General features: G+C 59.4%; 26 protein-coding genes and 2 pseudogenes. 15 read left to right on the top strand and 13 right to left on the bottom strand.

Going from position 1 to position 21,008, the window contains the following annotated elements; all coding sequences use genetic code 11:
* Positions 1-70 precede the first annotated feature (70 nt).
* Positions 71-679, top strand: a complete 609-nt coding sequence (locus ACS4RR_RS20300) for a L,D-transpeptidase (RefSeq protein ID WP_170281623.1) — start codon at positions 71-73, stop codon at positions 677-679.
* Positions 680-904: 225 nt separating this feature from the next.
* Here the strand turns inward: ACS4RR_RS20300 and ftsH are convergent, their stop codons facing one another.
* From ftsH to ACS4RR_RS20265, 7 genes are all read right to left on the bottom strand, one after another.
* The gene (gene ftsH / locus ACS4RR_RS20295; RefSeq protein WP_017963301.1) at positions 905-2,746 is read right to left on the bottom strand and encodes an ATP-dependent zinc metalloprotease FtsH; all 1,842 of its coding nucleotides are present in this window, start codon (positions 2,744-2,746) and stop codon (positions 905-907) included.
* 12 nt (positions 2,747-2,758) lie between these two features.
* A complete protein-coding gene (locus ACS4RR_RS20290) occupies positions 2,759-4,144 on the bottom strand; it encodes a Do family serine endopeptidase (RefSeq protein WP_456189237.1) in 1,386 nt (461 codons plus the stop codon).
* Positions 4,145-4,239: 95 nt separating this feature from the next.
* Entirely contained in the window at positions 4,240-4,605 is a 366-nt protein-coding gene (locus ACS4RR_RS20285) for an SPW repeat protein (protein ID WP_131714474.1), read from the bottom strand.
* A 12-nt stretch (positions 4,606-4,617) separates the two neighbouring features.
* The gene (locus ACS4RR_RS20280; RefSeq protein ID WP_456190156.1) at positions 4,618-4,893 is read right to left on the bottom strand and encodes a DNA-directed RNA polymerase subunit omega; all 276 of its coding nucleotides are present in this window, start codon (positions 4,891-4,893) and stop codon (positions 4,618-4,620) included.
* Between the two features lie 69 nt (positions 4,894-4,962).
* On the bottom strand, positions 4,963-5,610 hold the full coding sequence (locus ACS4RR_RS20275; protein ID WP_456190155.1) for an ETC complex I subunit: 648 nt from the start codon (positions 5,608-5,610) through the stop codon (positions 4,963-4,965).
* A gap of 69 nt (positions 5,611-5,679) precedes the next feature.
* The gene (locus tag ACS4RR_RS20270) at positions 5,680-6,189 is read right to left on the bottom strand and encodes an Hsp20/alpha crystallin family protein (protein ID WP_017963306.1); all 510 of its coding nucleotides are present in this window, start codon (positions 6,187-6,189) and stop codon (positions 5,680-5,682) included.
* A gap of 83 nt (positions 6,190-6,272) precedes the next feature.
* Positions 6,273-6,746: an Hsp20 family protein gene (locus ACS4RR_RS20265; protein ID WP_170278667.1), complete on the bottom strand. Its 474-nt coding sequence runs from the start codon at positions 6,744-6,746 to the stop codon at positions 6,273-6,275.
* A 576-nt stretch (positions 6,747-7,322) separates the two neighbouring features.
* Between ACS4RR_RS20265 and ACS4RR_RS20260 the strand changes: the two genes are divergently transcribed.
* From ACS4RR_RS20260 to ACS4RR_RS20240, 5 genes are all read left to right on the top strand, one after another.
* Positions 7,323-7,595 carry a DUF6894 family protein gene (locus tag ACS4RR_RS20260; RefSeq protein WP_017963308.1) on the top strand — a complete coding sequence of 91 codons (273 nt, stop codon included), beginning with the start codon at positions 7,323-7,325 and terminating at the stop codon, positions 7,593-7,595.
* Positions 7,596-7,726: 131 nt separating this feature from the next.
* On the top strand, positions 7,727-8,452 hold the full coding sequence (locus ACS4RR_RS20255) for a Crp/Fnr family transcriptional regulator (protein ID WP_456189236.1): 726 nt from the start codon (positions 7,727-7,729) through the stop codon (positions 8,450-8,452).
* 258 nt (positions 8,453-8,710) lie between these two features.
* Positions 8,711-9,073: a hypothetical protein gene (locus ACS4RR_RS20250; protein WP_456189235.1), complete on the top strand. Its 363-nt coding sequence runs from the start codon at positions 8,711-8,713 to the stop codon at positions 9,071-9,073.
* Positions 9,074-9,354: 281 nt separating this feature from the next.
* A complete protein-coding gene (locus ACS4RR_RS20245; protein ID WP_017963311.1) occupies positions 9,355-9,525 on the top strand; it encodes a hypothetical protein in 171 nt (56 codons plus the stop codon).
* 107 nt (positions 9,526-9,632) lie between these two features.
* A complete protein-coding gene (locus tag ACS4RR_RS20240; RefSeq protein ID WP_456189234.1) occupies positions 9,633-10,274 on the top strand; it encodes a pyridoxamine 5'-phosphate oxidase family protein in 642 nt (213 codons plus the stop codon).
* A 115-nt stretch (positions 10,275-10,389) separates the two neighbouring features.
* Here ACS4RR_RS20240 and ACS4RR_RS20235 read toward each other — a convergent pair whose 3' ends face one another.
* On the bottom strand, positions 10,390-10,578 hold the full coding sequence (locus ACS4RR_RS20235; protein ID WP_017959409.1) for a hypothetical protein: 189 nt from the start codon (positions 10,576-10,578) through the stop codon (positions 10,390-10,392).
* 389 nt (positions 10,579-10,967) lie between these two features.
* Here ACS4RR_RS20235 and aac(3) point away from each other — a divergent pair, with 389 nt between their 5' ends.
* Positions 10,968-11,783 (top strand): aminoglycoside 3-N-acetyltransferase, encoded by an 816-nt coding sequence (gene aac(3) / locus ACS4RR_RS20230; protein WP_026154049.1) that lies wholly within the window; start codon positions 10,968-10,970, stop codon positions 11,781-11,783.
* 21 nt (positions 11,784-11,804) lie between these two features.
* Here the strand turns inward: aac(3) and ACS4RR_RS20225 are convergent.
* From ACS4RR_RS20225 to ACS4RR_RS20215, 3 genes and pseudogenes are all read right to left on the bottom strand, one after another.
* Positions 11,805-11,975: pseudogene (locus tag ACS4RR_RS20225) on the bottom strand (kinase); the annotation flags it as partial.
* Complete coding sequence (locus tag ACS4RR_RS20220) at positions 11,976-12,545, bottom strand: pyridoxamine 5'-phosphate oxidase family protein (protein WP_456189233.1); 570 nt, start codon at positions 12,543-12,545, stop codon at positions 11,976-11,978.
* Positions 12,546-12,630: 85 nt separating this feature from the next.
* Positions 12,631-13,335, bottom strand: a complete 705-nt coding sequence (locus ACS4RR_RS20215) for an SDR family oxidoreductase (protein ID WP_170278672.1) — start codon at positions 13,333-13,335, stop codon at positions 12,631-12,633.
* Between the two features lie 122 nt (positions 13,336-13,457).
* On the opposite strand from ACS4RR_RS20215, the gene ACS4RR_RS20210 reads away from it, so the two are divergent.
* From ACS4RR_RS20210 to ACS4RR_RS20200, 3 genes are all read left to right on the top strand, one after another.
* Positions 13,458-14,339 (top strand): LysR substrate-binding domain-containing protein, encoded by an 882-nt coding sequence (locus ACS4RR_RS20210; protein ID WP_222387410.1) that lies wholly within the window; start codon positions 13,458-13,460, stop codon positions 14,337-14,339.
* A gap of 199 nt (positions 14,340-14,538) precedes the next feature.
* On the top strand, positions 14,539-14,793 hold the full coding sequence (locus ACS4RR_RS20205) for a hypothetical protein (protein ID WP_246709952.1): 255 nt from the start codon (positions 14,539-14,541) through the stop codon (positions 14,791-14,793).
* A gap of 30 nt (positions 14,794-14,823) precedes the next feature.
* Positions 14,824-15,162 (top strand): LysR substrate-binding domain-containing protein, encoded by a 339-nt coding sequence (locus tag ACS4RR_RS20200; RefSeq protein WP_456189232.1) that lies wholly within the window; start codon positions 14,824-14,826, stop codon positions 15,160-15,162.
* 269 nt (positions 15,163-15,431) lie between these two features.
* Here ACS4RR_RS20200 and ACS4RR_RS20195 read toward each other — a convergent pair whose 3' ends face one another.
* Entirely contained in the window at positions 15,432-16,412 is a 981-nt protein-coding gene (locus ACS4RR_RS20195) for a phosphotransferase enzyme family protein (RefSeq protein ID WP_456189231.1), read from the bottom strand.
* Between the two features lie 152 nt (positions 16,413-16,564).
* Between ACS4RR_RS20195 and ACS4RR_RS20190 the strand changes: the two are divergent.
* The 5 genes and pseudogenes from ACS4RR_RS20190 to ACS4RR_RS20170 all read left to right on the top strand — a co-directional run bounded on the left by ACS4RR_RS20190 (position 16,565) and on the right by ACS4RR_RS20170 (position 20,552).
* Positions 16,565-17,000: pseudogene (locus tag ACS4RR_RS20190) on the top strand (hypothetical protein).
* Positions 17,001-17,279: 279 nt separating this feature from the next.
* Positions 17,280-17,642, top strand: coding sequence for a DUF4087 domain-containing protein (locus tag ACS4RR_RS20185; protein WP_130699755.1), 363 nt, complete (start codon positions 17,280-17,282; stop codon positions 17,640-17,642).
* 235 nt (positions 17,643-17,877) lie between these two features.
* Positions 17,878-18,621 carry an SDR family NAD(P)-dependent oxidoreductase gene (locus tag ACS4RR_RS20180; protein WP_456189230.1) on the top strand — a complete coding sequence of 248 codons (744 nt, stop codon included), beginning with the start codon at positions 17,878-17,880 and terminating at the stop codon, positions 18,619-18,621.
* Positions 18,618-19,535, top strand: a complete 918-nt coding sequence (locus ACS4RR_RS20175; RefSeq protein WP_456189229.1) for an RNA polymerase sigma factor — start codon at positions 18,618-18,620, stop codon at positions 19,533-19,535. Before ACS4RR_RS20180 ends, ACS4RR_RS20175 begins: the two co-directional genes overlap by 4 nt.
* A 378-nt stretch (positions 19,536-19,913) precedes the next feature.
* Entirely contained in the window at positions 19,914-20,552 is a 639-nt protein-coding gene (locus ACS4RR_RS20170) for a hypothetical protein (RefSeq protein WP_456189228.1), read from the top strand.
* Positions 20,553-20,571: 19 nt separating this feature from the next.
* Here the strand turns inward: ACS4RR_RS20170 and ACS4RR_RS20165 are convergent, their stop codons facing one another.
* Positions 20,572-20,916, bottom strand: a complete 345-nt coding sequence (locus ACS4RR_RS20165) for an ArsR/SmtB family transcription factor (protein WP_456189227.1) — start codon at positions 20,914-20,916, stop codon at positions 20,572-20,574.
* Between the last annotated feature and the right edge of the window lie 92 nt (positions 20,917-21,008).

Genomic DNA, 21,008 nt, shown 5'->3' with positions numbered 1-21,008 from the left:
ACACCGCGGCCTTAGTGCCGCCACAGAATTGGGCCCAATCACGCTTGTACAACGAGCGGATAGCGACGAAATGAGAGTACTGGTTCTTGTGGCAGCGCTTTTGCTGACGGCCTTTGCGGCGAGAGCACAGGTTTACGGACCTTATGACGGGTATGACGATTATGGTGGCGATGTCTATGACGATCCATACAGCCTCTACCCACCGATCCCAGATTATGAACCGGTTCCTCGCCATCGTGACTACCTGCACGATCGCGGGCCGCTGCCAAGACAAAGCCCGGGAGGCACGATCTTAATAGTGACGAGTCAGCATGCGCTCTACTACACGACCTCATGGGGCGAGCAGTACGCGTATCCGATCGCCGTGGGTCGTGAAGGCAAGCAATGGTTCGGCTCCACGCGGGTCGTATCCAAAAAGGAGCATCCTGAATGGAGGCCAACGGCGAGCATGCGCCAGAAGAACCCGAAGCTTCCGACTGTCGTAAGGCCCGGCCCCTCCAATCCACTCGGAACGCGGGCCATCTATCTCGCCGATGGACTGCTGCGCATTCACGGCACCAACGACCCTTCATCCATCGGCACCAACGCATCGAGTGGGTGCTTTCGGATGTATCGCCAAGACGTCGAGGAACTTTACGAATTGGTCCAGCCCGGAACTCACGTCATCGTCCGACGATGAGCCTTGGCCGATAAGAACGCTCGCCACTGCGGTGGTCTGAAGCATTCGTCGCCCCAATGCGCAACGTAGAACGGTTCAGCGAAGCGCTGAACCGCTCTATCCGACTGTTTTTACGCAATTCCGGACGGAAAACCGCTTCACACTTTTCCCGGAATTGCTTTAGTCTAAAGACGAGGCGGTTGCGACTGTGCAAGCCGGATCCTGCCGCGGCAAGCGGGGCGCCATTCATGCTGTGCGCCCGCGTGCCGGCTGTTCAACGGTCTCTACAAACGCCTGCAATTCACGCTCATCGAGAGTTTCCTTCTCAAGGAGAAGCCTTGCGGACCGATCCAGTATCTCTCGTCGCTGTCCGAGGAGCTCCACCGTTCCATCGAAGACATGGTCGACGATCCGGCGGATCTCCTGGTCGACCCTCGCTGCAGTCTCATCGGAATAGTCGCGTTCCTGCGGACCGTAATACAGCCGATCAGCCTCCAGTAAGGAGCGCCGGTCTTTCTCCAGAGCCACGTGTCCCAGCTTGTCGGTCATACCGTAGCGTGTGACGATCGCGCGGGCAATGTCGGCAACTTTAACGAGATCGTCAGCAGCGCCGGTCGAAAGATGGCCAAAGACGATCCATTCCGCCGCGCGGCCACCGAGCAGCACAGCCATCTTGTTCTCCAGTTCCTCCCGCGTCATCAGGAAGCGATCCTCGAGTGGACGCTGGACGGTATAGCCGAGGGCGCCGACCCCTCTGGGAATGATGGATACTTTGTGCACCGGATCGACGCCGGGCAGCGCCATGGCGACCAGCGCATGTCCCATCTCATGATAGGCGACGATTTCACGCTCCCTTGGATTGAGCAGCCGATTGCGCTTTTCGAGACCGGCGACGATGCGTTCGACGGCGTCATTGAAATCGGCCATCGTTACCGCCTCCGCCCGACGGCGCGTGGCGAGCAGGGCTGCCTCGTTGACGAGATTGGCGAGATCGGCGCCGGTGAACCCTGGTGTGAGCGCGGCGATCTTTTCCGGTGAGACATCCGCCGCGAGCTTCACTTTCTGAAGGTGGACGCCGAGAATCTGGAGTCGGCCCGACTTGTCCGGCCGATCCACCAGCACTTGCCGATCGAAACGACCGGCCCGCAGCAGGGCGGGATCAAGAATCTCTGGTCTGTTGGTCGCGGCCAGCAAGACGAGGCCAGTGGAGGGATCAAAGCCATCCAGCTCCACTAGAAGCTGGTTCAGCGTCTGCTCCTTCTCGTCGTGCCCGCCAGCCATGGAACCAATCCCACGAGCGCGGCCGAGGGCATCAAGTTCATCGATAAAGATGATGGCGGGTGCTTTGGCGCGCGCCTGCTCAAACAGGTCCCGGACCCGTGCTGCGCCGATACCGACAAACATTTCCACGAACTCCGACCCGGAGATCGAGAAAAAGGGCACACCGGCTTCGCCCGCGACGGCGCGCGCCAAAAGCGTCTTACCGGTTCCAGGTGGACCCACTAAAAGCACACCCTTTGGCATACGCCCGCCAAGGCGGCCGTAACCCGCCGGGTCCTTCAGGAAATCAACGATCTCCTTCAGTTCGTCCTTGGCCTCGTCGACGCCGGCCACGTCCTTGAACGTCACGCCGGTGTCGGTCTGGACATAGATCTTCGCCTTCGATTTGCCGATCTGCATCAGGCCTCCGCCGAGCCCACCGCCCATGCGCCTGATCATGAACATCCAGACTCCGATAAAGAGCGCCACCGGGATGAGCCAGGACAGCAGATCGCGCAGGAATGTGCTCTCGATCTGACCTGTCACGACGACTCCGTATTGCCGGAGCTGCTCGGCCAGATTGGGCTCGACGCGTGTCGTGACGAAAAAGGGGCGCTCATTCTGAGGCTCCTTATACCGGCCTTGGATAAAATTGTCGGAAACGGCAACCTCGGCGATCTTCCCCTCCTTGAGATCCGTCTCGAACTGGCTGTAGGGAATCCGCGCAATCTGGTGAGTAGTCGCGAAAAAGGACTGAAATGCCGCAAGAAGCAGGAAAGCGATAATCCAGTACCAGATGTTGAACCGCGTCTTCCTATTCATCTCCATGGCCGACTACTCCTACCGGATTACCAGAAGGAGTCGCGCACCCTCACGGATCAGTTCAAGCGCCAATACGCCAGGTTTTTCGGCGATCCTGCGCTGCAACTCGGTGACGGAAGCGACCGGAACTCTATTGAGCGCGACGATCATGTCACCTGCTTGAAGGCCGGCACCGGCAGCCGCGCTGCCGGAAGCCACCTTTTCGATCACCACGCCGTAACCTCCGGCTTGCTGCGCCTCTTCGCCAGAAGCATTCCTCATCGTAGCGCCCTCGAGCGGCGTGCCGGAGAGAGTTGCGGATGACCGATCGTCCATCGCAATGGTAGCCGTGATCACCTTCTCCTCGTCGCCGCGCTTCACCGTGAGGCTTAGCTTGCTGCCGGCAGGCATGAGGCCGATGCGGTTCCTGAGGTCGGTCGCACCACCGATCGGGCGTCCGTCAGTTGCGGTGACCACGTCTCCGGTCTTCAGTCCGGCCTGTTCAGCCGGCGAGCCCGACTCGACGTTGGCGATCAGTGCGCCGCGGAGGTCACCGAGTCCGAGAGCCTCCGCCAACTCCGGCGTCAGATCCTGGATGCCGATGCCTAGCTCGCCGCGCTCCACCTTGCCGTGCGCGATCAACTGGTTCATGACCGACGCCGCCATGCTGCTTGGCACGGCAAAGCCTATACCGACGCTGGCTCCGGCGGGGCTGAGAATTGCAGTATTGATGCCGACCAATTTGCCGTCGAGCGTCACCAGGGCACCACCTGAGTTTCCAGGGTTGATCGAGGCATCTGTCTGGATGAAGTCCTCATAGCCTTCGATATTCAGACCGCTTCGCCCCAATGCGCTGACGATGCCTGAGGTCACAGTCTGGCCAAGCCCGAACGGATTGCCAATCGCTACGACGTAGTCACCGACTTTGAGTGCATGAGAATCCCCGATCTGAATAGCGGTAAGGTTTGGAGCATTGACCTGCAACAGAGCGATGTCCGTGTCCTTGTCGCTGCCGATCAATTTGGCCGAAAGCTGTCGTCCATCCTTCAGCGTTACAGAAATCTCACTGCCCTCGTCGACGACGTGATGATTGGTAAGCACATATCCTTTGGCGGCGTCGACGATGACGCCGGATCCTGCGCTCATCCTCGGTCGTTGTTGCTGTTGCGGCAGATTGAAGTAGCGGCGGAAAGTGGGATCGCTGAAGAGAGGATTGTCTCGCGACGGTGCGCGGGAGACGACCGCGATGTTGACGACGGCCGGCGTGACTTGTTCAAGCATCGGCGCCAGAGATGGAAGTGACGCCGAAGAGGTGCCAGATTCCGGGGTCTGCGAGGTGACCGGCGCTATCGTAAGCAGGATTGCTGCAAAGGCGATCACGACTGACGCGGCAATCCTGTGAAATCCCTGGCGGAAATCGAACATGGTTTGCTCCTTGGATTTGACGGGAGGTCAATGCCGCCCAGCCGCAACGCAAACTAAGAAGCGGGCCCGGAGTTCCGGGCCCGCTCGCATTTGCCTCAAGTGGTCGACAGCGGGTGGTTGTGAGTGAACCAGATGCTGCCCGCGGCCAAAACCGCGACCACGATGCCGGCAATCAGATGTGCCCACATTGCAGCGGCCACGGCCGAGAAACCCAGGACCCATGGCGCCACGACAGACCAGACGCCGAGCACCAGGTTGATCCATTCTTCCGCCTCGTAAAATGCGAAGAGCGCGGCGGCGGCGATCACGGCGATGGCAGCGCCGACAATCCAGGCATTCCACGGTGCGTAGGCCTCGGTTGCGAAACCAAGGAGCCAGGGTGACAGGAAAAGAGCCAGCCCAGCAACGATATTGATGATATCGAATGCTGCACGGTCCTTCGAAGACTGAGACTTCATCATTGTCGTTTCTCCTTACTTGTTTGCATCATCATTGAACCGCCTCCGGTGGCGTGGAGACGGGTGCTGCAGCGGCGATCGTTCGCCGTTGCCGCGAAGGCGAGTGGCCGGATCGGCGGAGTGAAGTCGCTTTGTCCCTGCCGGTCCGCCCAGAAAGGGTGCGAGCTCGCTGCTGGTGAACGAGCCTCTTGCAATCTCCTGCAGCGCGAGTTCGCTGACGCAGGCATCTGAAGGATCCAGCCTCGGCTCCGCCCCTCGATAAAGGGCGCGGCTTCGTGCGGCCGCAGCCATAGTCAGCGCGAACCTGTTGGGCAGGATCTTCTCGCAATCGAAGACGATAGATGGGTTCATGGCTCCACCTCACGCGGCATCTCGGTTGATCGTCGGCTGAAGATCTCGCCTCTCGACGTTGCGCTCGAGGTCAAGCAGTGCCTGCAGCGTCCGATCTCGGACAACGTCAGCAGGCGATGGCCATGTTGCGGGTTCATAGACGTGGGTCTGCAAAGCGGGGCCTTGTGCCTGTCCGCAGATCTTCTGACATGCGGCGGGACCGAGCCGTTGCAATGCAGCGTCGGAGAAGGCACGAGATGGCCGGCGCGTTTGCTGGCGGGTTCTCTGCTTTGTCGACGCCGCGGCGCTACTCGCCTGACGCTGCACCCTGTAGGTCAGCCCCTGGCGCTCCGCATATCGGATTGCTGATTCAAGGGTTGGAAATTCCAGCTCAACCTGCGTGAGCGTATCGGTACTGCCCGTATAGCCCATCAAAGGCTCGATGAACGGTGCGCTACGGCGCTGGAAGACGAGCCGCCAGCCTTTCGTTCGCCGGGTGCCTGACGTCATCGCCGAGCGCGATGGCTTGAAGATTCGGGCGACAGCTTCCTCGGGAAATACCGAGCGGCCGAATGACAGAGGCTTCCGCTGGTTGTCGTTTGCTGGCCAGCTATCCGAAACAGCCGTATGTGGTTTCTTCGTCTCTCTGTTGTGCGTCTCTCTGTTAACGTCCATCATCATATCCCTCCCTATCGGCGAAGGATGCCGACGGCCGCCACAAGGCCGGCCGTCGGTTGGGTCAATTGGTTAGCTCTTGATGGCGATCCGCTTGACTTGCGACTGCGCCTGCTCACTCTTCGGCAAGGTCACTGTCAACACACCGTTTTTGAAGCGGGCGTCGATCGCGTCTTCCTTGACCTCGGCACCGAGCGGAATGCGACGCTCGAAGCGACCGTAGTAGCGCTCGGAGAACTGGCGATCCTTGTCCTCCGTCTCGGACTGCTTTTCGCCTTTCAGCGTGAGCACGCCGTCATTGAGCAGGACTTCTATGTCCTTTTCCTCAAGGCCAGGCACCTCGGCCGTCACCTTGATCTCCTTCTCGCTGTCGGAGATCTCGACGCTCGGCCATCCGCCACCAAAGGCTCTGGGGCCAGTCAACGACGGAAAGTTGGAACCGAATCCGCGGAATGCCTCGTCGAACAATCGGTTCACCTCGCGATGCAGGGACAGGAACGGATCACGATCATCATCACGCAACAGGCTGGGAGCCTGATGGCCGTTGTTCCCGCTCCAGGGAATGAGATCACGAACACTCATGTCTTTTCTCCTTTCTCTTGGATTGGCAGCGAAGCATTCACATCGGCGCCGGGTGTGCCCGGCGCCGATGCGCCTTTCGAGGCTTACGCTGCTTGCGTCTCAGCTTCGATCTGCTTGGGCTCGAACTTCGGAAGGGCCTGGCCGGTTCCGATTTCGATCTGGCGCGGCTTCATTTCTTCAGGGATCTCGCGCTTCAGATCGATGATCAACAGTCCGTCGACAAGTTCAGCCCTTTCGACCTTGACATAGTCGGCAAGTTCGAACCGGCGCTGGAAGCTTCGCTGAGCGACGCTGCGATGAAGATATTGCACGTCGTCATCGCTATCCGCCTTCTTGCCCGCAACCACGAGCAGGTTCTGCTCCTGCGTCATCGTCAGTTCGTTCTGGGAGAATCCCGCCACCGCCATTTCGATGCGGTATTCATCCTCGCTCGTCTTGAGGATGTCGTAGGGCGGCCAGTTGTCGATGGTGTCGATGCCGGCTTGAAGCGCACCTAACATGCGGTCAAAGCCGATGCTCGACCGGAACAGGGGAGAGAAATCGAGGTTTGTCCTCATAGCCATATCCTCCTTTGAAGCAACATGGATACAAGGAGACGCCAAGAGCTACCGGCGTCTCCTGGACTTTGCCGGTCCCAATTGGGCTACCAGCATAAATCATTTAATTCAGGCTATTAGCGGTTCAAGAGGGGCCGGCCACCCAAAATGAAAAAATGCAATTGCTGCGCTGTGCCAGCGTGTGGAATCGGCAAAATGCTGCGTCGCGGCGCGGGCGGAGAAAGGGACCCGGTTGCGCGACCGCTGATATTCAAGGCGCAATGGATACCCGCGCCCCCGGTTCAGCCAGGCTGTCAAAAAAGCCCCGCGCTGGACGCGGGGCTAGTGAGCGTACATGGAAAGGGGTTCAATGAAGGCTAGGGGAAAGACCTTCAGATCCGCCCGCCAAACGCATGGAAGCAAAAAAAGGTTCCGGCGCGGCCGATGAACGCTCGGCCTCGCCGCGCAAGCACTTTCGGGATTACGGGCCTTCTTTAAAACATGATTACATGCGATAATCGATCATCATCCGCCATCGTCCCAGGCGCGGATGGCTGGGAGATATTAGTTGCTCTTGCCTGTACAGGAGCAACAGATGTGGCTCGCTACTTTTTCAACGTTCATGACGGCATCTCCATTCAGGATACGGTGGGCTCAGAGCACCCGGACCTCCAAAGCGCCCGCAGCGAAGCTGTTGAGACCATAGCCGAGCGGCTGAGGGGCGCTCTGTTGAAGAAGGCCGACGTCTCGGCATGGCTGATGAACGTCACCGATGAGCAGGGGGTCACGGTCATGGTTCTTTCCTTCACGGCCGCCGTCCAGATCGTGGACCAGGTCTACCTTGCTACGCAAGAATCCGGCGCATTGTAGCAATGTCAAAACCGCACAGAAGACCGGCGCCTCTTGGCCTGTGAAGATGGTCTGGCACATAAGCGAAACATTGCCGGCGCTTCGCCGTACGTCGACAGGAGATCGGGCTCAATCCCGCCGGAGGCTGGGCCATGTCCGACTTTTCGCAGTCAAACATCCAAAACCTTCTTCTCAGAGCACTTGCGCCTGAAGCATTCGATCTGCTGCAGGCGACGATGCAGCCGCGCGAGCTTCCGGTGCAGTTCGAACTGGTCGCGCCTGATGTGCCAAGTGAGACCGCCTGCTTCCTTGAGAGCGGCTTGGCATCAATTGTTGCCACCAACTCCGATGACGAGTCCGTCGAAGTCGGGCATGTCGGATATGAGGGCATGGCAGGAGCCCATGTGTTCCTGAAGGTCGATCAAACGCCAAACAGGACCTTCATGCAGGTCGAGGGGCACGGAATTTCGGTGCCGGTATCCGCACTTCTTTCCATGGCGCAACGAGTTCCGTTGGCCAACGACCTGCTGCTCAAATATGTGCATTGCTGCGAGTTGCAGCTGGCCCATTCCGCCCTTGCCAATGCCCGTTACACCATGCCCGGGCGGCTGGCCCGATGGCTGTTGATGTGCCACGACCGGCTGCGCGACAGAGATCTGCCTCTTACCCACGAGTTCCTCTCGCTTATGCTCGGCGTACGACGTGCAGGCGTCACCAATGAAATCCACATCCTCGAGGGCGTGCACGCGATCAAGGCGACGCGGGGGAATATCCGGATTTTGGACCGGCCCAAGCTGGAGGACTTGGCCGGCGGCTCCTATGGTGTCCCAGAGCACGAATATGAACGGCTCATTGGGGTCCCCATCAGGCGGACCTGACCTCGGAAAAGTCGCAGCTTTTCCCATACATCGTTGCCATCCTAAGGCGCGATGCAGCTAATCCGGCGCCCAACAAATCATAAATTTTCAATAAAACTGTAATTTATGACTAATCTTTCCAAGATATCTGCTGAAAACTATCAAACTATAGCTAATTATAAGAGATGACTTGTAGTTCATATATGGCGGACGGAGACTGTGCTTGACGGCGGTGGGAGAAATCGGCAAATGCACAGAACTATACTGACTGGACTATCTATGGTGTTTCTCGGAACCCAAGCTATTGCCGCTACCGCGGTGATAGGAAAGGAGCTTCAGGCCCTGCTTTCAGACGGCAAAGTGATTGCGCTGGGCGGCCCAAAAGAGGGTTATAGTGGCGAGCTTTCTGTACTCAAGGACGGCACCGCACATGGTCAGGTTAAACTCGATTCCGGAGATGTAATCTCAATTGATGGCATGTGGCGCATTTCTGGCAACACGTTCTGCAGTAGCTGGAAGGGTGGGAGGGACGCGGGCACGGCGGTATGTGACACCTGGAATAAGACAGGCCCGAAGTCTGTCAGCGAGTTGAACGGAAAAAGAATATTGGCGGAAATTCTTAGAAATAGCCTCGAGCCATGATCGATTTGCAAGCCGGGCGCGGGCGCTGCAAGCATCGGTGAAGCAGGTGAGATGCCGTCCTCTTTGAATTGGAGGATCCGCAACATCGATCAAGAGCACCGTCGACCTGCAAGCCGTGGCGGCCGCCCGGCTTAACAGGAGACAGCGGTTTTCGGGGTGAAAACCAGCCGAGCGACCGGCTCTCAAATCGCCTGAGAGTTCGGCGGTTCCGCTTCTCACCCGAAAGGACGATACCTTCACGAAGCACGAAGCGTCGGCCCTGGGCGATCGCCGGTATCGGGATGTCGTCGTCGACCGAAAAGATGGAAGAAGTGTTCCAGACGTCGGACGTCACGCCGCTGGCCGAACCTCATATTCTCCGCCTGTTCCGCCCCTATCAGCGCGGCTTGCCTTGCAATACGGCGATTCAATCCCGCATTGATCCTGCATCTCAACTGATGTATACCTTCTGAGGTACGTACATCATATTCATGGCTTGCGGGCGGAGACGAGCGTTGCGAGGCCTGAATTCCAGACCTGCAGTTCGGCCATGCGATGAGAGGGACTTCGGGAGGGGAGCATGACGGCCTTACAACTCAATCCAGAATGTGCCATCGCCGATGAGCAGTCGCTTTGGGCGCTGTTCGAGCCGACCCACGCCCTGGCAATCGTGAAGTGTCAGAATTCGCTTGGCGAGCACGCGCAGGAATTCATTCGGCGCTCGCCGTTCTTCTGCATCGGCACGCAGAGTTCGGAGGGAAGGGCCGACGTCAGTCCTCGCGGCGACCCTCCGGGGTTCGTCAAGGTTCTTGACAAGCACACGCTGGCGATCCCGGATCGACCCGGCAACAATCGTCTAAGCAACATCATCGCCAACCCGAATGTCGGGCTCTTGTTTCTCGTCCCCGGTTTCGACGACACATTGCGCGTCAACGGGCGAGCAAGTCTGACCAATGATCCTCAACTGCTGGCTGGCATGAGCGTTGCCGATCGTCTCCCGAAACTCGCTATTATCGTGACGGTAAGCGAAGTTTTCATGCATTGCGCCAAGGCATTCAGACGGTCCCGCTTGTGGAGCCCGGATCATTTCCAGGACCGCACCGAGATGCCCTCGCTCATGAAGATCATTCTGGATGAGACGACAGGGGCGCCGAGGGACGCGGATGAAATGCGAAAGATGGACGAAGACCTGGAACAAGCCTACCGAAGGACACTTTACTAAAGCATGATGCCCGCAGAAGCGGGCGATGGCGACGCTCCAAACAGGCCGGCGGCTCATTGCGGATCAGAACGGCGCTACCCGTCCTTTCCGACGGTCGTGACTTTTCGCAGAGGTCTCAGATCGCGGTCTGCATCAGATAAGGAGATTTCTCGACGGGAACCCGCGCGACGATCTTCATCACCAGCGTGGGAGCGACATCGGGAACAGAGCTCACTCGTCCGTCTTTGTAGAGCACCCGCAAGACGCAGGTCTCGCTATCATATTCAAGTTCGGCGATCGTCTTTGAATGGACCAGAAATTGCATCTTCAGCTGCCTCCTGCACTGCAGCATGACCAATGAAAATGACCGACCGCCGCCCACCCTCGAGGACAATACTTGATCGGCACGAAAACTCTTTGCCATTTCGGCGGCCGGCGCTGTCCGAAACGCGATCCAGAAGACATGCGTCCCACCAAATCGTGCCGGCGAAGCCGTGAAGAAATCTAGTAAAATCCACCATCGAAATCGCGTGAAATCAGCGTGACACACGCCCCGCGACTATATGCAACCCGGGACCACCAGAATAAGATGTGCGTAGCGCCTGCCGCAACGAGGCCGAACGCAGTTGCACCGCGGTCGTCGGCTGAAGGTGAGTATCAGGGCAGGGTCGCGATCGCTTGACTCTCGCATGCGACCCCTATGATCATCTGCCGATGATCGTTCCGCGCATTCACACTCGCCTCTCGCTGGCCAGGGATCTCGACAGTCTCGGCATTCGCGCCGGCGACATGGTCATGGTCCACGCCGCGATGAAGCGGGTGGGGCGGCTGCTCAACGGGCCTGATGTACTGATCGAAGCGCTTCGCGATGCCGTGGGCCCCGCCGGCACCATCGTTGCCTATACCGACTGGAACGGTGACTATGATGCTTTGCTGGATGAAAATGGCCGCGTCCCGCCGGAATGGCGCGCCCATATCGCGCCGTTCGATCCGGCTGTTTCCCGCGCTGCCCGCGATAACGGCGTGCTCGCCGAATTCATTCGAACGACATCAGTGGCAAGACGCAGCGGCAATCCGGGCGCCTCGGTCGCGGCGATCGGCGCGCGCGCGGATTGGCTCACCGCCGACCACCCGCTCGATTACGGCTATGGAGAGACATCGCCGCTCGGCAGGCTGGTGGCGGCAGGCGGCAAGGTTCTGATGGCCGGAGCTCCGCTCGACACCATGACCCTGCTCCACCATGCAGAACACCTGGCGCGAATTCCGAACAAGCGCCTCCGCCGCTACGAGGCGCCCTTTGCCACATCGGCCGGCGTGGTGTGGCGGATGCTGGAAGAATTCGACACAAGCGACCCGGTCGTGCCGGGCCTTGACGACGATTATTTCGGCGGGATCGTGGGCGCGTTTCTCACCAGCGGGCAGGGTGCGCAGGGCCTAGTCGGAGACGCAGGATCGGTGCTGGTCGATGCGGCCGCGATCTGCAGCTTCGCTGTCGCATGGCTGGAGCATCATGTTCGGCTTGAAGGCTGAGCGGCTAAGCCGCGCGTTGCTTTAAAACAGGTGGTCGACACATTGCTCGGTCTCCCACGTCTTGAGGAAAATCGCCAGCCTGGCAATCCAACCGACAGTCTGGCTTCCCCATTCCTGTGCCCCGCGTATTCGCCCATCAGCCGGATGTGGCGGACGATCACAAAGCGATGGCGCTTCGACGTCGTCCGGCGTTCAGGGGTTGACCCAGCCGGAGGAGGTCAGCGCGCCGAGATGATCGTAGGCAAAGACTGCGCGTTGGTTGTCGGCGTGGCGCAGCTGGAGCCAGTCCAGCGTCTCGGCCCGGAATATCAGCACCCCGAAGAAGGCCTGTCCATCGGCGTCTGCGACCGCCGCCTCGCTTGCTGGCCGCTCGCCGATGTCGTCGCCCGGCGGCCCGCCCATATAGGTGCTGCGCGTCGACAGCGGCAGCAGGCTCCAGGCCTCGGCCGCGCGTTCGCTCGACGGTCCGTTGAGTTCGGCCGATCCTTGAAGGCGAAGCTGCACTTTCGGCTGCGGGCCGAAGCCGAGGATGGTGACCCGAGGATTGGCCGATATTTCCAGCCATTTAGGGCTTCTGACATCCGTATGGATTTCCAGGATGCGCCGCGCCGCATCGACGCGCCTCAGCACCACCATGCGGGCTTGCGGCCGGCCGCCGGCGTCGACCGAACAGAGGTTCAGGTAGCGGAAGGCCGACTGCGGGTCGGCGGCGGCCCCTTCGAGCTCGGCCCAGGCCGATGCATCGACCTCGGCGAGGGTCACTCTGTCGCCTCCGTGTGCTTTATCTCACCGGCCTTGACGTTCCAGTTGAAGCACATCGCTGTTTTCCTTGGGCGTAGAGATCCTGTCAGACGGACCGGGTAAGGCCGCCGTCGATCCTGAGGCTCTGGCCGGTGATATAGCCCGCTCCCTCGGAAATGAGGAAGGAAATCGTTGCGGCCACTTCGGCGCTGGTGCCGTAGCGCTTCATCGGCACGCTGTCGCGGCGCTCCTCCGTCGGCGGCAGGCTGTCGATCCAGCCCGGCAGCACGTTGTTGATGCGAATGCCGTCGCCAGCATAGGTATCGGCGTAAATCTTGGTGTAGGCCGCGAGCCCGGCGCGGAAGACGGCCGAGGTCGGGAACATCGCGGACGGTTCGGACACCCAGGCGGTGGAGATATTGACGATTGCGCCCGACTTCTGCGCCTGCATGACCGGCGTGACCAGCCGAACCGAGCGGATGACGTTCATCAGGTAGACGTCGAGGCCGGTATGCCACTGTTCGTCGGTGATCTCGGTGATCGGCGCACGCGGACCGTGACCGGCGCTGTTGACGAGAGCGTCGATCCGGCCCCACTTTTCCATGCATGCGTCCACCAGGCGCTTGAGGTCGTCGTTGGATTGGTTCGAGCCGGTGACGCCGATGCCGCCCAGTTCTTTCGCAAGCGCCTCGCCCTTGCCCGACGAGGATAGGATGGCGATCTTGAAGCCATCGGCCGCCAGCCGCCTCGCGGCTTCCGCACCCATGCCGCTGCCGCCGGCCGTAATGATTGCTACCTTTTCTACTGCCATCGCCGCTCTCCCTACTCGGTTTGCACCCATTGCCGGGCATTGATCCCTGGGATATCATGGGTCCCAAGCGGGAACGAACCAGTTTTCCTGAAACGTCCCAGTAGTAAAACTATCGAACGTCCATGCTGATCGGCAATCTTCCCTCTCTTAACGGGCTCAAGGCCTTCGACGTGGCAGCGCGCCATCTGAACTTCCGGCTCGCGGCCGAAGAGCTCGGCGTCACCCAGGGAGCCGTCGCCCAGCACGTGCGCGGGCTTGAGGCGGAACTCGGGGTGACATTGTTCGAGCGCCTGCCGAAATCATTGGCGCTGACGGGCGAGGGGCGAAGCTACGTCGCCGATGTCAGGCGCGCCTTCGAACTGCTCGCAAACGCGACGGCGAACCTGAAGCCTCAGCCGGTCAAACTGGTGGTCAGCACGACACCGACCTTCGCCTCGCGATGGCTGATCCCGCGTCTTCCGGACTTCACCTCGAGGCATCCCGATCTCGATCTCCACATCCTGGCGACGGACCGCATTTCCAGCTTCCAGGTGGACGGCGTCGATCTCGCCGTCCGCTATGGCAGCCCTCCCTTCGGCCCAGGCCTTGCCGCCGAACTGCTGTTCGAGCAGGAGATCATTGCCATCTGCAATCCGAGCCTCGTCGCCGAGGGGGCCGAGCCCAACAACGCGCAAGAACTCTCGAACTACACGCTCCTTCACGATGCCCATAATTCCTGGCCCGAATATATCGATCGTTTCCTCGGCGGCGGTGATCCCACGCTGTTTCGGGGCATCAGCTTCTCACAGACATCGCACGCGATCGAAGCTGCCATCGCCGGACAGGGCATCGCCGTGGCAACCCGCGCCTTTGTCTCGACCGACATCGAGGCGGGCAGGCTGAGGCAAGTCTTCGACGGCGCCCTCAGAGCGCAGTCGCACGTCTATCTGGTGAAGCCGCGATATCGGAAGTCCGAAGCGGTGGACAAGCTTCAGGACTGGCTGCGCTCGCAGGTGCAGGCCTGATGGCTGCTCTTACGGCACCCCTTCTGGGACCATTTGACTTCTAGACTCGATTGCTCGGCAGATTAGACTTGTCGCCGCCCGAACCATCGTTCGCACGCAGCGCAGTACTCCAGCACGGTCTAATTGTCGCAGGTCGGAACCCACTCCCCACCAAAGCGTTTGCGGGTGGGGCGATTATGCCCTTTCGGAGGAAATGCACATGCTGAGATCGATTTTGATCGCGGCCGTATTTGCGGCTGCGGGCACTATGCCCGCCTATGCCGCATCTATGGCGAAATGTGACGACGCTTCCATAACGGCCTTGCAGACCAAGGTGGACGCAATGGCCGATCAGACGAAGAAAACAGCCGCCACCAAACAGGTGGCCATGGCGAAGGATGCCATGAAGGCGCACAAGATCAAAACTTGTGTGACGCATATGGAAAACGCCGAGAAGGGCATGAGCAAGATGTAACGGCGCACCCGGCGTAGTTGAAATCAGAGGATGAGGCCCGGGCTTCCGGGCCTCAAATCGAGGGGATACTCCGGATGGGAATATCCGGACGGCGACAGCTACGCGACGCTTACGTTGCCAGGTGCGCTGCACGTCAACAGTGCGCAGACTTACGACGCCGCTGCCCTCGCCGGCCTTGGCGTGATTCAGGCGCCACTCTTGGGGATTGGCCAATACTTTAAGAGCGGAGCGCTTGTGGAGATCATGCCCGATTTTCGTCGCCGGGCGCTCCCCGTATCCCTCATCGTAGCACATCGGAGCAATCTGTCGCGCCGAGTCCGCGCATTCATGAAGCGGATCGAAGATGTGCTGACGCCGTATCTGGAATAGATGGCCGATTTTGGGACGACCCACTTTGCCCGAGAACAGCGAGGAGAAGGCGCAAAACAACCTTATCCTTCGATAACGAAAAAAGTCCGCTTAGGGCCGACGGGGCCGGTGGCCCCTAAGTGCTGATGTCCCTGACAAGTTCCCCTATATCGACCTTCTCGGGCGTTCCTTTACCCTGCCCCAAGGGTGGGCGACGGTCGAAGCGATCGCCGACTGCGCCGACAGCGCCGACGCATCGCCGATCCTCCGGCTGCCGAGCAGACCTGAATTCAGAGCAGCCGGTCGACACATCGCTCGGTCTCCCACGTCTTGAGGAAATTTGCTTCCCGGGCAATCCAGCCGACAGCCTCGCTTCCCCATTCCTGTGCCCGGCTGGCGTATTCGCCCATCAGCCAGATGTGGCGGATGATCACAAAGCGGTGGGCGGCTTCGAAGTCAGGCCTGATCGGCCGGACGGCTCGATAGGCATCGATGAAGGCGTCCCACATGGCGGTCGACGTCCGGCCGAAGGAGACTTGCGCCCACAAAAACACCGACAAGTCGTAGGCGAGGTATCCCGGACCGCCGTCATCGAAGTCGAAAAATACGGCTTCGCCGGCGTCGTTGATCCGTGCGTTGAAGCCGTGACAGTCACCATGGCAATAAGTCGACGTCAAATCGGCGAAGGCTTCGATCGCCTTTGCCGTCCGCGAGGCGATGTCTTCAAGATCGCTGCAGACCTCGGCGTCTTCCACGACGCCGCTATCGCATATGCGGGCGAGGGGCCGATGCAGCAAGTGTTCAAGCTCGAGCCGATAGAGCGCTTCCTCCGACTGGAATGTCTCGGCGGCGTTGTGCAGCAGAGCAAGGGTCTTGCCGTTGGCCCTTGCATCGCCGGAATCCGCCGCATCCGGCTTGCGGCCCTCGATCGCCCGGAAGAGCACGGCCTGACGCACACCCTCCGGCGCCTGTCCCTCGACGAACAAGCTGCCCTCGCGTGTCGCGATGGCTGCTGCGACCGGAACGCCCGATTGCGAGAGATGCGCCAGGAAAGCCGTTTCGGTCTTGACGTCGGCCAGACCGCGAGCGCGGCGATGAGAAAGCCGGAACACATACCGCTCGCCGTTGCTTGCCACGGCAAGATACACATCATTCAAGCCGCGTTGCAGCATCCGGCAGGAAACCGGCCCTGCAAGCGGATAATGCCGATCGATGAACTGTTCGATGGCCGCAATCTGCGGGGTCGAATAGAGCGGACTAAAGTCGAGCATGGGCGCTGTACCATCGGGCTTTGCTGGCAGGCTGCTTCCGCGGTGAGAAGGCCATGAAGGTGGTGGCTCCCGCAGGCACGTAAGTTTGCAAAGAGCCGCTGTTTGGATAAGGTGAACGGCGCTATTAATAAAACCAAGAGATGAAAAACAAAATGCGGGCTTCGCGATTTTTGCAAGAAAACTCTATTTCGATTTCTGTCTTTCCATCATTTTAGGTCTGTCTGGATGCGTCACCACCAAAGACGGTGTCGCTATTTCTGCGGATCACAGTCGGGCTCTGAATGGAGAGCGCACTAAGATGGGCCAGTCCTACAATTTGAATGAGGACTGCACGGCTGCAACAATCGCCAATATAAAATTAGTAGAAGCCCCGGCGCATGGCTCGGTTGAATTCGTCAAAGAGAATATTTATTCCAATTACAAGGATGACATCCGCAATAGATGCAATTCCAGGAAATCTCCCGGCGTGTCGGAATACTATACTTCCAGGAGCGGCTATTCCGGACGTGACATGAATAAGGTGAGGTGTCCTACGGCGAGGGGACCATCAAGGACGTCACCGTCAACATCAATGTGATCAAGAATTAAGTCAAGGCCAGCGATTTCGATCTCGCCGATCATCGGCAAAGCCTGGGCCAGCTCCGTCGTCGGTGGAACGGGCAACTGGATCCTTGCGACCATTCGTGTCGCCTGCAGCACCTGGTCCAGGTTGATCGAAACAGGATCTTGTAGTTGGCATTGCTGTCGAAGGGCGGATCGCGATAATTTCAGATCGACGCTTGTGAAAGCGACACTTTTATCCACAATCGAAACCTGTGATGCTGTCCTTCCGCTTCAAGGCTAACAGTTTGCGACTCCGGAGTGTCTGTGAAACTTCTGACATCAGTTATCATTCTCGCGTTGGGTACAGCTTCGGCTGCACAGGCTGAACGGCGTTGCGGTTGGTTGTCTAATCCGGCCACGGGAAAGTGGGAGCTGTACGATGCCAAGGGAGGCTGGCAGATCATGTTTTTGGGAGGCGACGGAAGCCGGGCTGAAGGCGTCGATAAAATTCCGGACCTGACGGCAGGTGAATACGTGTACACGTTCGCAATCCACGGCTACGCGTGCGCATGCATGAACGTCGATGCTGATCAAGAAGCCATTACCCGCATCTATTCAGTTCAGCAGCTGCCGTTGGCCACGTGCCGAAACGACCCCGCCATCCAGTACTTTCTGAAGCAAGATTAGTCGCTGCTAAAATTAGGCACCTGCCGGCCTGCCGAACGTCCGCATGGTTGAGGAATTGGGATTTCACATTTGCAACTGCAGCCGGCACAGACCGAAATCTGTCTGAGTTGGGTCGCGCCCTGTCAAGCTTTTCATTATCCACGCCCAAGAGCGAAAATGATGACTCTTTTCAGCTCATTCGAACGTCCTTGTTGCGACTGCCTTTGCGCGGTTTGGATCGAACGAGGAAAAGAACATGGATTTGGATGGAAAACGGATCGTTGTCGTCGGTGGTAGCCGCGGTTTGGGCTTCGGAATGGTCGAGGCCTTTGTAGCGCGCGCAGCTAATGTGACCGTCGTGGCGCGCGACTCGACGATTTTGCAAGCGGTGGGAGAGCAACTGGCCGTCACGACTGTGGCTGCCGATGCGACCAGCGCCGACGCGGCAAAGAGGATCATGTCGGAGACACGACCCGATGTCGTCATCATGAACGCCGGCGCGGAACCGCCCATGGAACGGATCGACCGTATTGGCTGGGAGGCGTTCACGACCAACTGGAACGTCGATGTGAAGGCCGCCCTGCATTGGATCCAGGCCGCTCTGACGTTGCCGATGGCGCCGGGCGGGCTGGTCGTTCTCGTTTCCAGCGGGGCCGCGGTGCAAGGCTCGCCGCTATCGGGAGGCTATGCAGGAGCAAAACGGGCGCAGTGGTTCATTGCAAAATATGCCGAGGGCTTGTCGACCCAGCTCGGCCTGGGCCTGCGTTTCCGGGTCATCGTTCCCCGGCAGATGTTCGCAGGAACCGGCGTGGGCAACGCCGGAATCTCCGGTTATGCTGCGGCGGCGGGCCGGACATTCGCAGAACAGGCGGCTGCCTGGCCGGACATGACACCGCGCGGCTTTGGCGATACGGTGGCCGAGCTGATCGGCAAGACGGCGCTGGAAGAGGCTATGATCTACGCCGTGCGAGGAGATACAGGCGTGACGGTCATCGAATGATGGATGAAGCTGCCCTCGAAGCAGAAGCGAAGAACACACTCTACGCGGCGCTGGCCAAGGAGGCGGATGCAGTTCGCCCGGAACTGCATCGCTATGCCGCCCGGTTGGTCGGCTCGGTGATCGACGGCGAGGACGTGATTCAGGACGCGCTGGTCAATGCGTTCGCGATGGTCGGCTCGATCTCGTCCGGCACGCCGCTGCGACCATGGCTGTTTCGCATTGTTCACAATCGCGCCATCGATACGCTGCGCCAGCGAAGTACCCATCCGTCAGAGCCGCTGGAGACGGCCTTTGATCTGGCGGATGCCAGTGCTGTTGATCCGGAGGATGCGCTGATAAGGCAGGACACGGTGCGGATCGCCTTGGCTCACTATGCCAAATTGCCGGTGCCGCAGCGTAGCGCGGTGATCCTCAAGGATGTGCTGGGAGAGCCCATCGCAGACATCGCCGCGCTGTTGGGCCTGAGTATCGATGCTGTCAAAGCCCATCTCTCACGTGGTCGGGCAGGATTGCGATCCATCACCGAGACGGAGTCCGAAGTTCCGCTGCCCCCAAGCGCCGAGGTTCTGAATTTCGCAGCGCTCTTCAACGCGCGGGATTGGACGGCCCTGCGCAGGCTGCTTGCCGAGGATGTTCGGCTTCGTCAGGCACGACGGCCGCAGGTCTCCGGTGCGGCGGATGTTGGCCGATTCTTTTCCTATTATGCGGATTATCCGCGGGTTTGGATCGAACCGGCTTGTCTGGAGGGCAGGGAAATATTGCTGGTCTCGGCTGCGCCGTCCGCTGCTCCTGCCTACTTCATGCTGCTCGAATGGAGGGACCAAAAGATAACACTGATCCGCGACCATCGATATGCGACCTACGTCATGGAGGACGCGGCGGTGACGCGGGCCGCATCGCAACGCGAATCTTAGGCCCGGCGCTTTCACGGCTCGTGCCGGCGCACGGATCGCCGCGTCAAAGCAGGCCGCTTTCGGTCTGAGGCCACAATGACCTCTATGACCGCGAGCTGCCATGCTGAATTTTTGATAGACCCTGTCGATTCCGGCACCGTAAGATCGACAAAGCCTGATCAACATGGAATGAACATACCTCCCCGGCACCGTTGTCATCGCGGGCGGCACATTCGCCGATCCAGCGTTTCCTGCGCCCGATCATGTTCACTGGTGGGACAATCGCCCGCATTGGATCGATCTCGCCCAATCGATCGAGCGTCATGGCGGAGATTAGCGTTTCCAGAAACGCGAGACTGCAGCTAAAGATTGCAAGGATGACGAACTCCAGGGGGCAGGATGCGCCGCGTTTTGGTGATGATCGGGGCAATTTGTGTCGCTTACGCGGTCTGGCATGTGGCGATGGCGCGGTCGACTACAATTCGGCTTGAGCCTGCCGGCTACCAGTTGACCTACAGCATCGCATGGGGCTTGGGCATGGAAGAGCGATTTGCCCTTAAAAAGTTCGGCGCGATCTGGCCATCGCAATCGAGCGCGTGGACCGAGATTTGGAAAAAACCATATAATTCCGGGATGGTTGCCTACGTCAGCGATGACGGAAAGACCTACTATTTCGGAACAGGCTACGGGCTGCATTTCTTCCAGCCGGAACAAGGGGCTTACTGGACGACTTGTCACAAAGGCAACATTCCAAAACGTAAGCCTTTTGCGGAACGACTGTCATTCTTTGGATCGGAGCCCGACGACGAGGAACTCGATCCTGGCGCACCCCGCCTCTTCGAATACGTACAAGCAAATGAAGCGAGTGGCGCGATTCCGGCATCGCCGCCCGCGTCAAGATATTATGCCGGCCTCAAATACCTTGGCAGGTTCGGGCTGGTGGCGACAAACGGTCGAGGGCGGGGCGAGGAGGTAAGGTTCGTTCCAGCAGGGACCGCCATGGAGCCGCGCCTAGGGCTGCAATTCAGCTGCGGTTGACGCGAGGCTTGGCTAGGCGCTAGTCCGTCTTCGGCTCCCCGGGAAGCTGGCCGTACGCCGTCAGAATGGCCTTGATCAGGCCCGGGAAGCGCTCATCCAACTCGGCGCAGCGCGTTTGGTTGCGCATCTCCACACCCTGGCGCTCGCTCAGGATCAGTCCGGACTCGCGCAGCACTTTGAAATGATTGGACAGCGACGATTTGGGAATGATGCGGTCGCCGAGATCGGCAACCGCAGAGCATGTTCCGCCACCGGCGGCCCCGGCAAGCTTCGCATAAATGGCAACGCGCTCCGGATCCGACAGCGCATAGAGGATCGCTTCGGGCTTGATGTCCTCCAGGTCTGGGTGAAAGAGCGGTCTCATGAATTTTATATAGCGTCCCTTGACATCGAGATCAATAGTTCCGAATTTCCGAACTATGGAACAAGCCTGCCAATCCCGGCGGCTATCCAGAT

This window comes from Rhizobium zaerense (genome assembly GCF_051810725.1).
Classification (GTDB): Bacteria; Pseudomonadota; Alphaproteobacteria; order Rhizobiales; family Rhizobiaceae; genus Rhizobium; species Rhizobium leguminosarum_I.
This window is presented reverse-complemented; position numbering and strand designations above follow the sequence as displayed.

Bases quoted from the DNA above. Each gene is read 5' to 3' on its own strand.
- ACS4RR_RS20300 (WP_170281623.1), top strand. From the start codon at position 71: ATGAGAGTACTGGTTCTTGTGGCAGCGCTTTTGCTGACGGCCTTTGCG.
- ftsH (WP_017963301.1), bottom strand. From the start codon at position 2,746: ATGGAGATGAATAGGAAGACGCGGTTCAACATCTGGTACTGGATTATC.
- ACS4RR_RS20290 (WP_456189237.1), bottom strand. From the start codon at position 4,144: ATGTTCGATTTCCGCCAGGGATTTCACAGGATTGCCGCGTCAGTCGTG.
- ACS4RR_RS20285 (WP_131714474.1), bottom strand. From the start codon at position 4,605: ATGATGAAGTCTCAGTCTTCGAAGGACCGTGCAGCATTCGATATCATC.
- ACS4RR_RS20280 (WP_456190156.1), bottom strand. From the start codon at position 4,893: ATGGCTGCGGCCGCACGAAGCCGCGCCCTTTATCGAGGGGCGGAGCCG.
- ACS4RR_RS20275 (WP_456190155.1), bottom strand. From the start codon at position 5,610: ATGATGGACGTTAACAGAGAGACGCACAACAGAGAGACGAAGAAACCA.
- ACS4RR_RS20270 (WP_017963306.1), bottom strand. From the start codon at position 6,189: ATGAGTGTTCGTGATCTCATTCCCTGGAGCGGGAACAACGGCCATCAG.
- ACS4RR_RS20265 (WP_170278667.1), bottom strand. From the start codon at position 6,746: ATGAGGACAAACCTCGATTTCTCTCCCCTGTTCCGGTCGAGCATCGGC.
- ACS4RR_RS20255 (WP_456189236.1), top strand. From the start codon at position 7,727: ATGTCCGACTTTTCGCAGTCAAACATCCAAAACCTTCTTCTCAGAGCA.
- ACS4RR_RS20250 (WP_456189235.1), top strand. From the start codon at position 8,711: ATGGTGTTTCTCGGAACCCAAGCTATTGCCGCTACCGCGGTGATAGGA.
- ACS4RR_RS20245 (WP_017963311.1), top strand. From the start codon at position 9,355: ATGTCGTCGTCGACCGAAAAGATGGAAGAAGTGTTCCAGACGTCGGAC.
- ACS4RR_RS20240 (WP_456189234.1), top strand. From the start codon at position 9,633: ATGACGGCCTTACAACTCAATCCAGAATGTGCCATCGCCGATGAGCAG.
- ACS4RR_RS20235 (WP_017959409.1), bottom strand. From the start codon at position 10,578: ATGCAATTTCTGGTCCATTCAAAGACGATCGCCGAACTTGAATATGAT.
- ACS4RR_RS20215 (WP_170278672.1), bottom strand. From the start codon at position 13,335: ATGGCAGTAGAAAAGGTAGCAATCATTACGGCCGGCGGCAGCGGCATG.
- ACS4RR_RS20210 (WP_222387410.1), top strand. From the start codon at position 13,458: ATGCTGATCGGCAATCTTCCCTCTCTTAACGGGCTCAAGGCCTTCGAC.
- ACS4RR_RS20205 (WP_246709952.1), top strand. From the start codon at position 14,539: ATGCTGAGATCGATTTTGATCGCGGCCGTATTTGCGGCTGCGGGCACT.
- ACS4RR_RS20200 (WP_456189232.1), top strand. From the start codon at position 14,824: ATGAGGCCCGGGCTTCCGGGCCTCAAATCGAGGGGATACTCCGGATGG.
- ACS4RR_RS20195 (WP_456189231.1), bottom strand. From the start codon at position 16,412: ATGCTCGACTTTAGTCCGCTCTATTCGACCCCGCAGATTGCGGCCATC.
- ACS4RR_RS20180 (WP_456189230.1), top strand. From the start codon at position 17,878: ATGGATTTGGATGGAAAACGGATCGTTGTCGTCGGTGGTAGCCGCGGT.
- ACS4RR_RS20175 (WP_456189229.1), top strand. From the start codon at position 18,618: ATGATGGATGAAGCTGCCCTCGAAGCAGAAGCGAAGAACACACTCTAC.
- ACS4RR_RS20170 (WP_456189228.1), top strand. From the start codon at position 19,914: ATGCGCCGCGTTTTGGTGATGATCGGGGCAATTTGTGTCGCTTACGCG.
- ACS4RR_RS20165 (WP_456189227.1), bottom strand. From the start codon at position 20,916: ATGAGACCGCTCTTTCACCCAGACCTGGAGGACATCAAGCCCGAAGCG.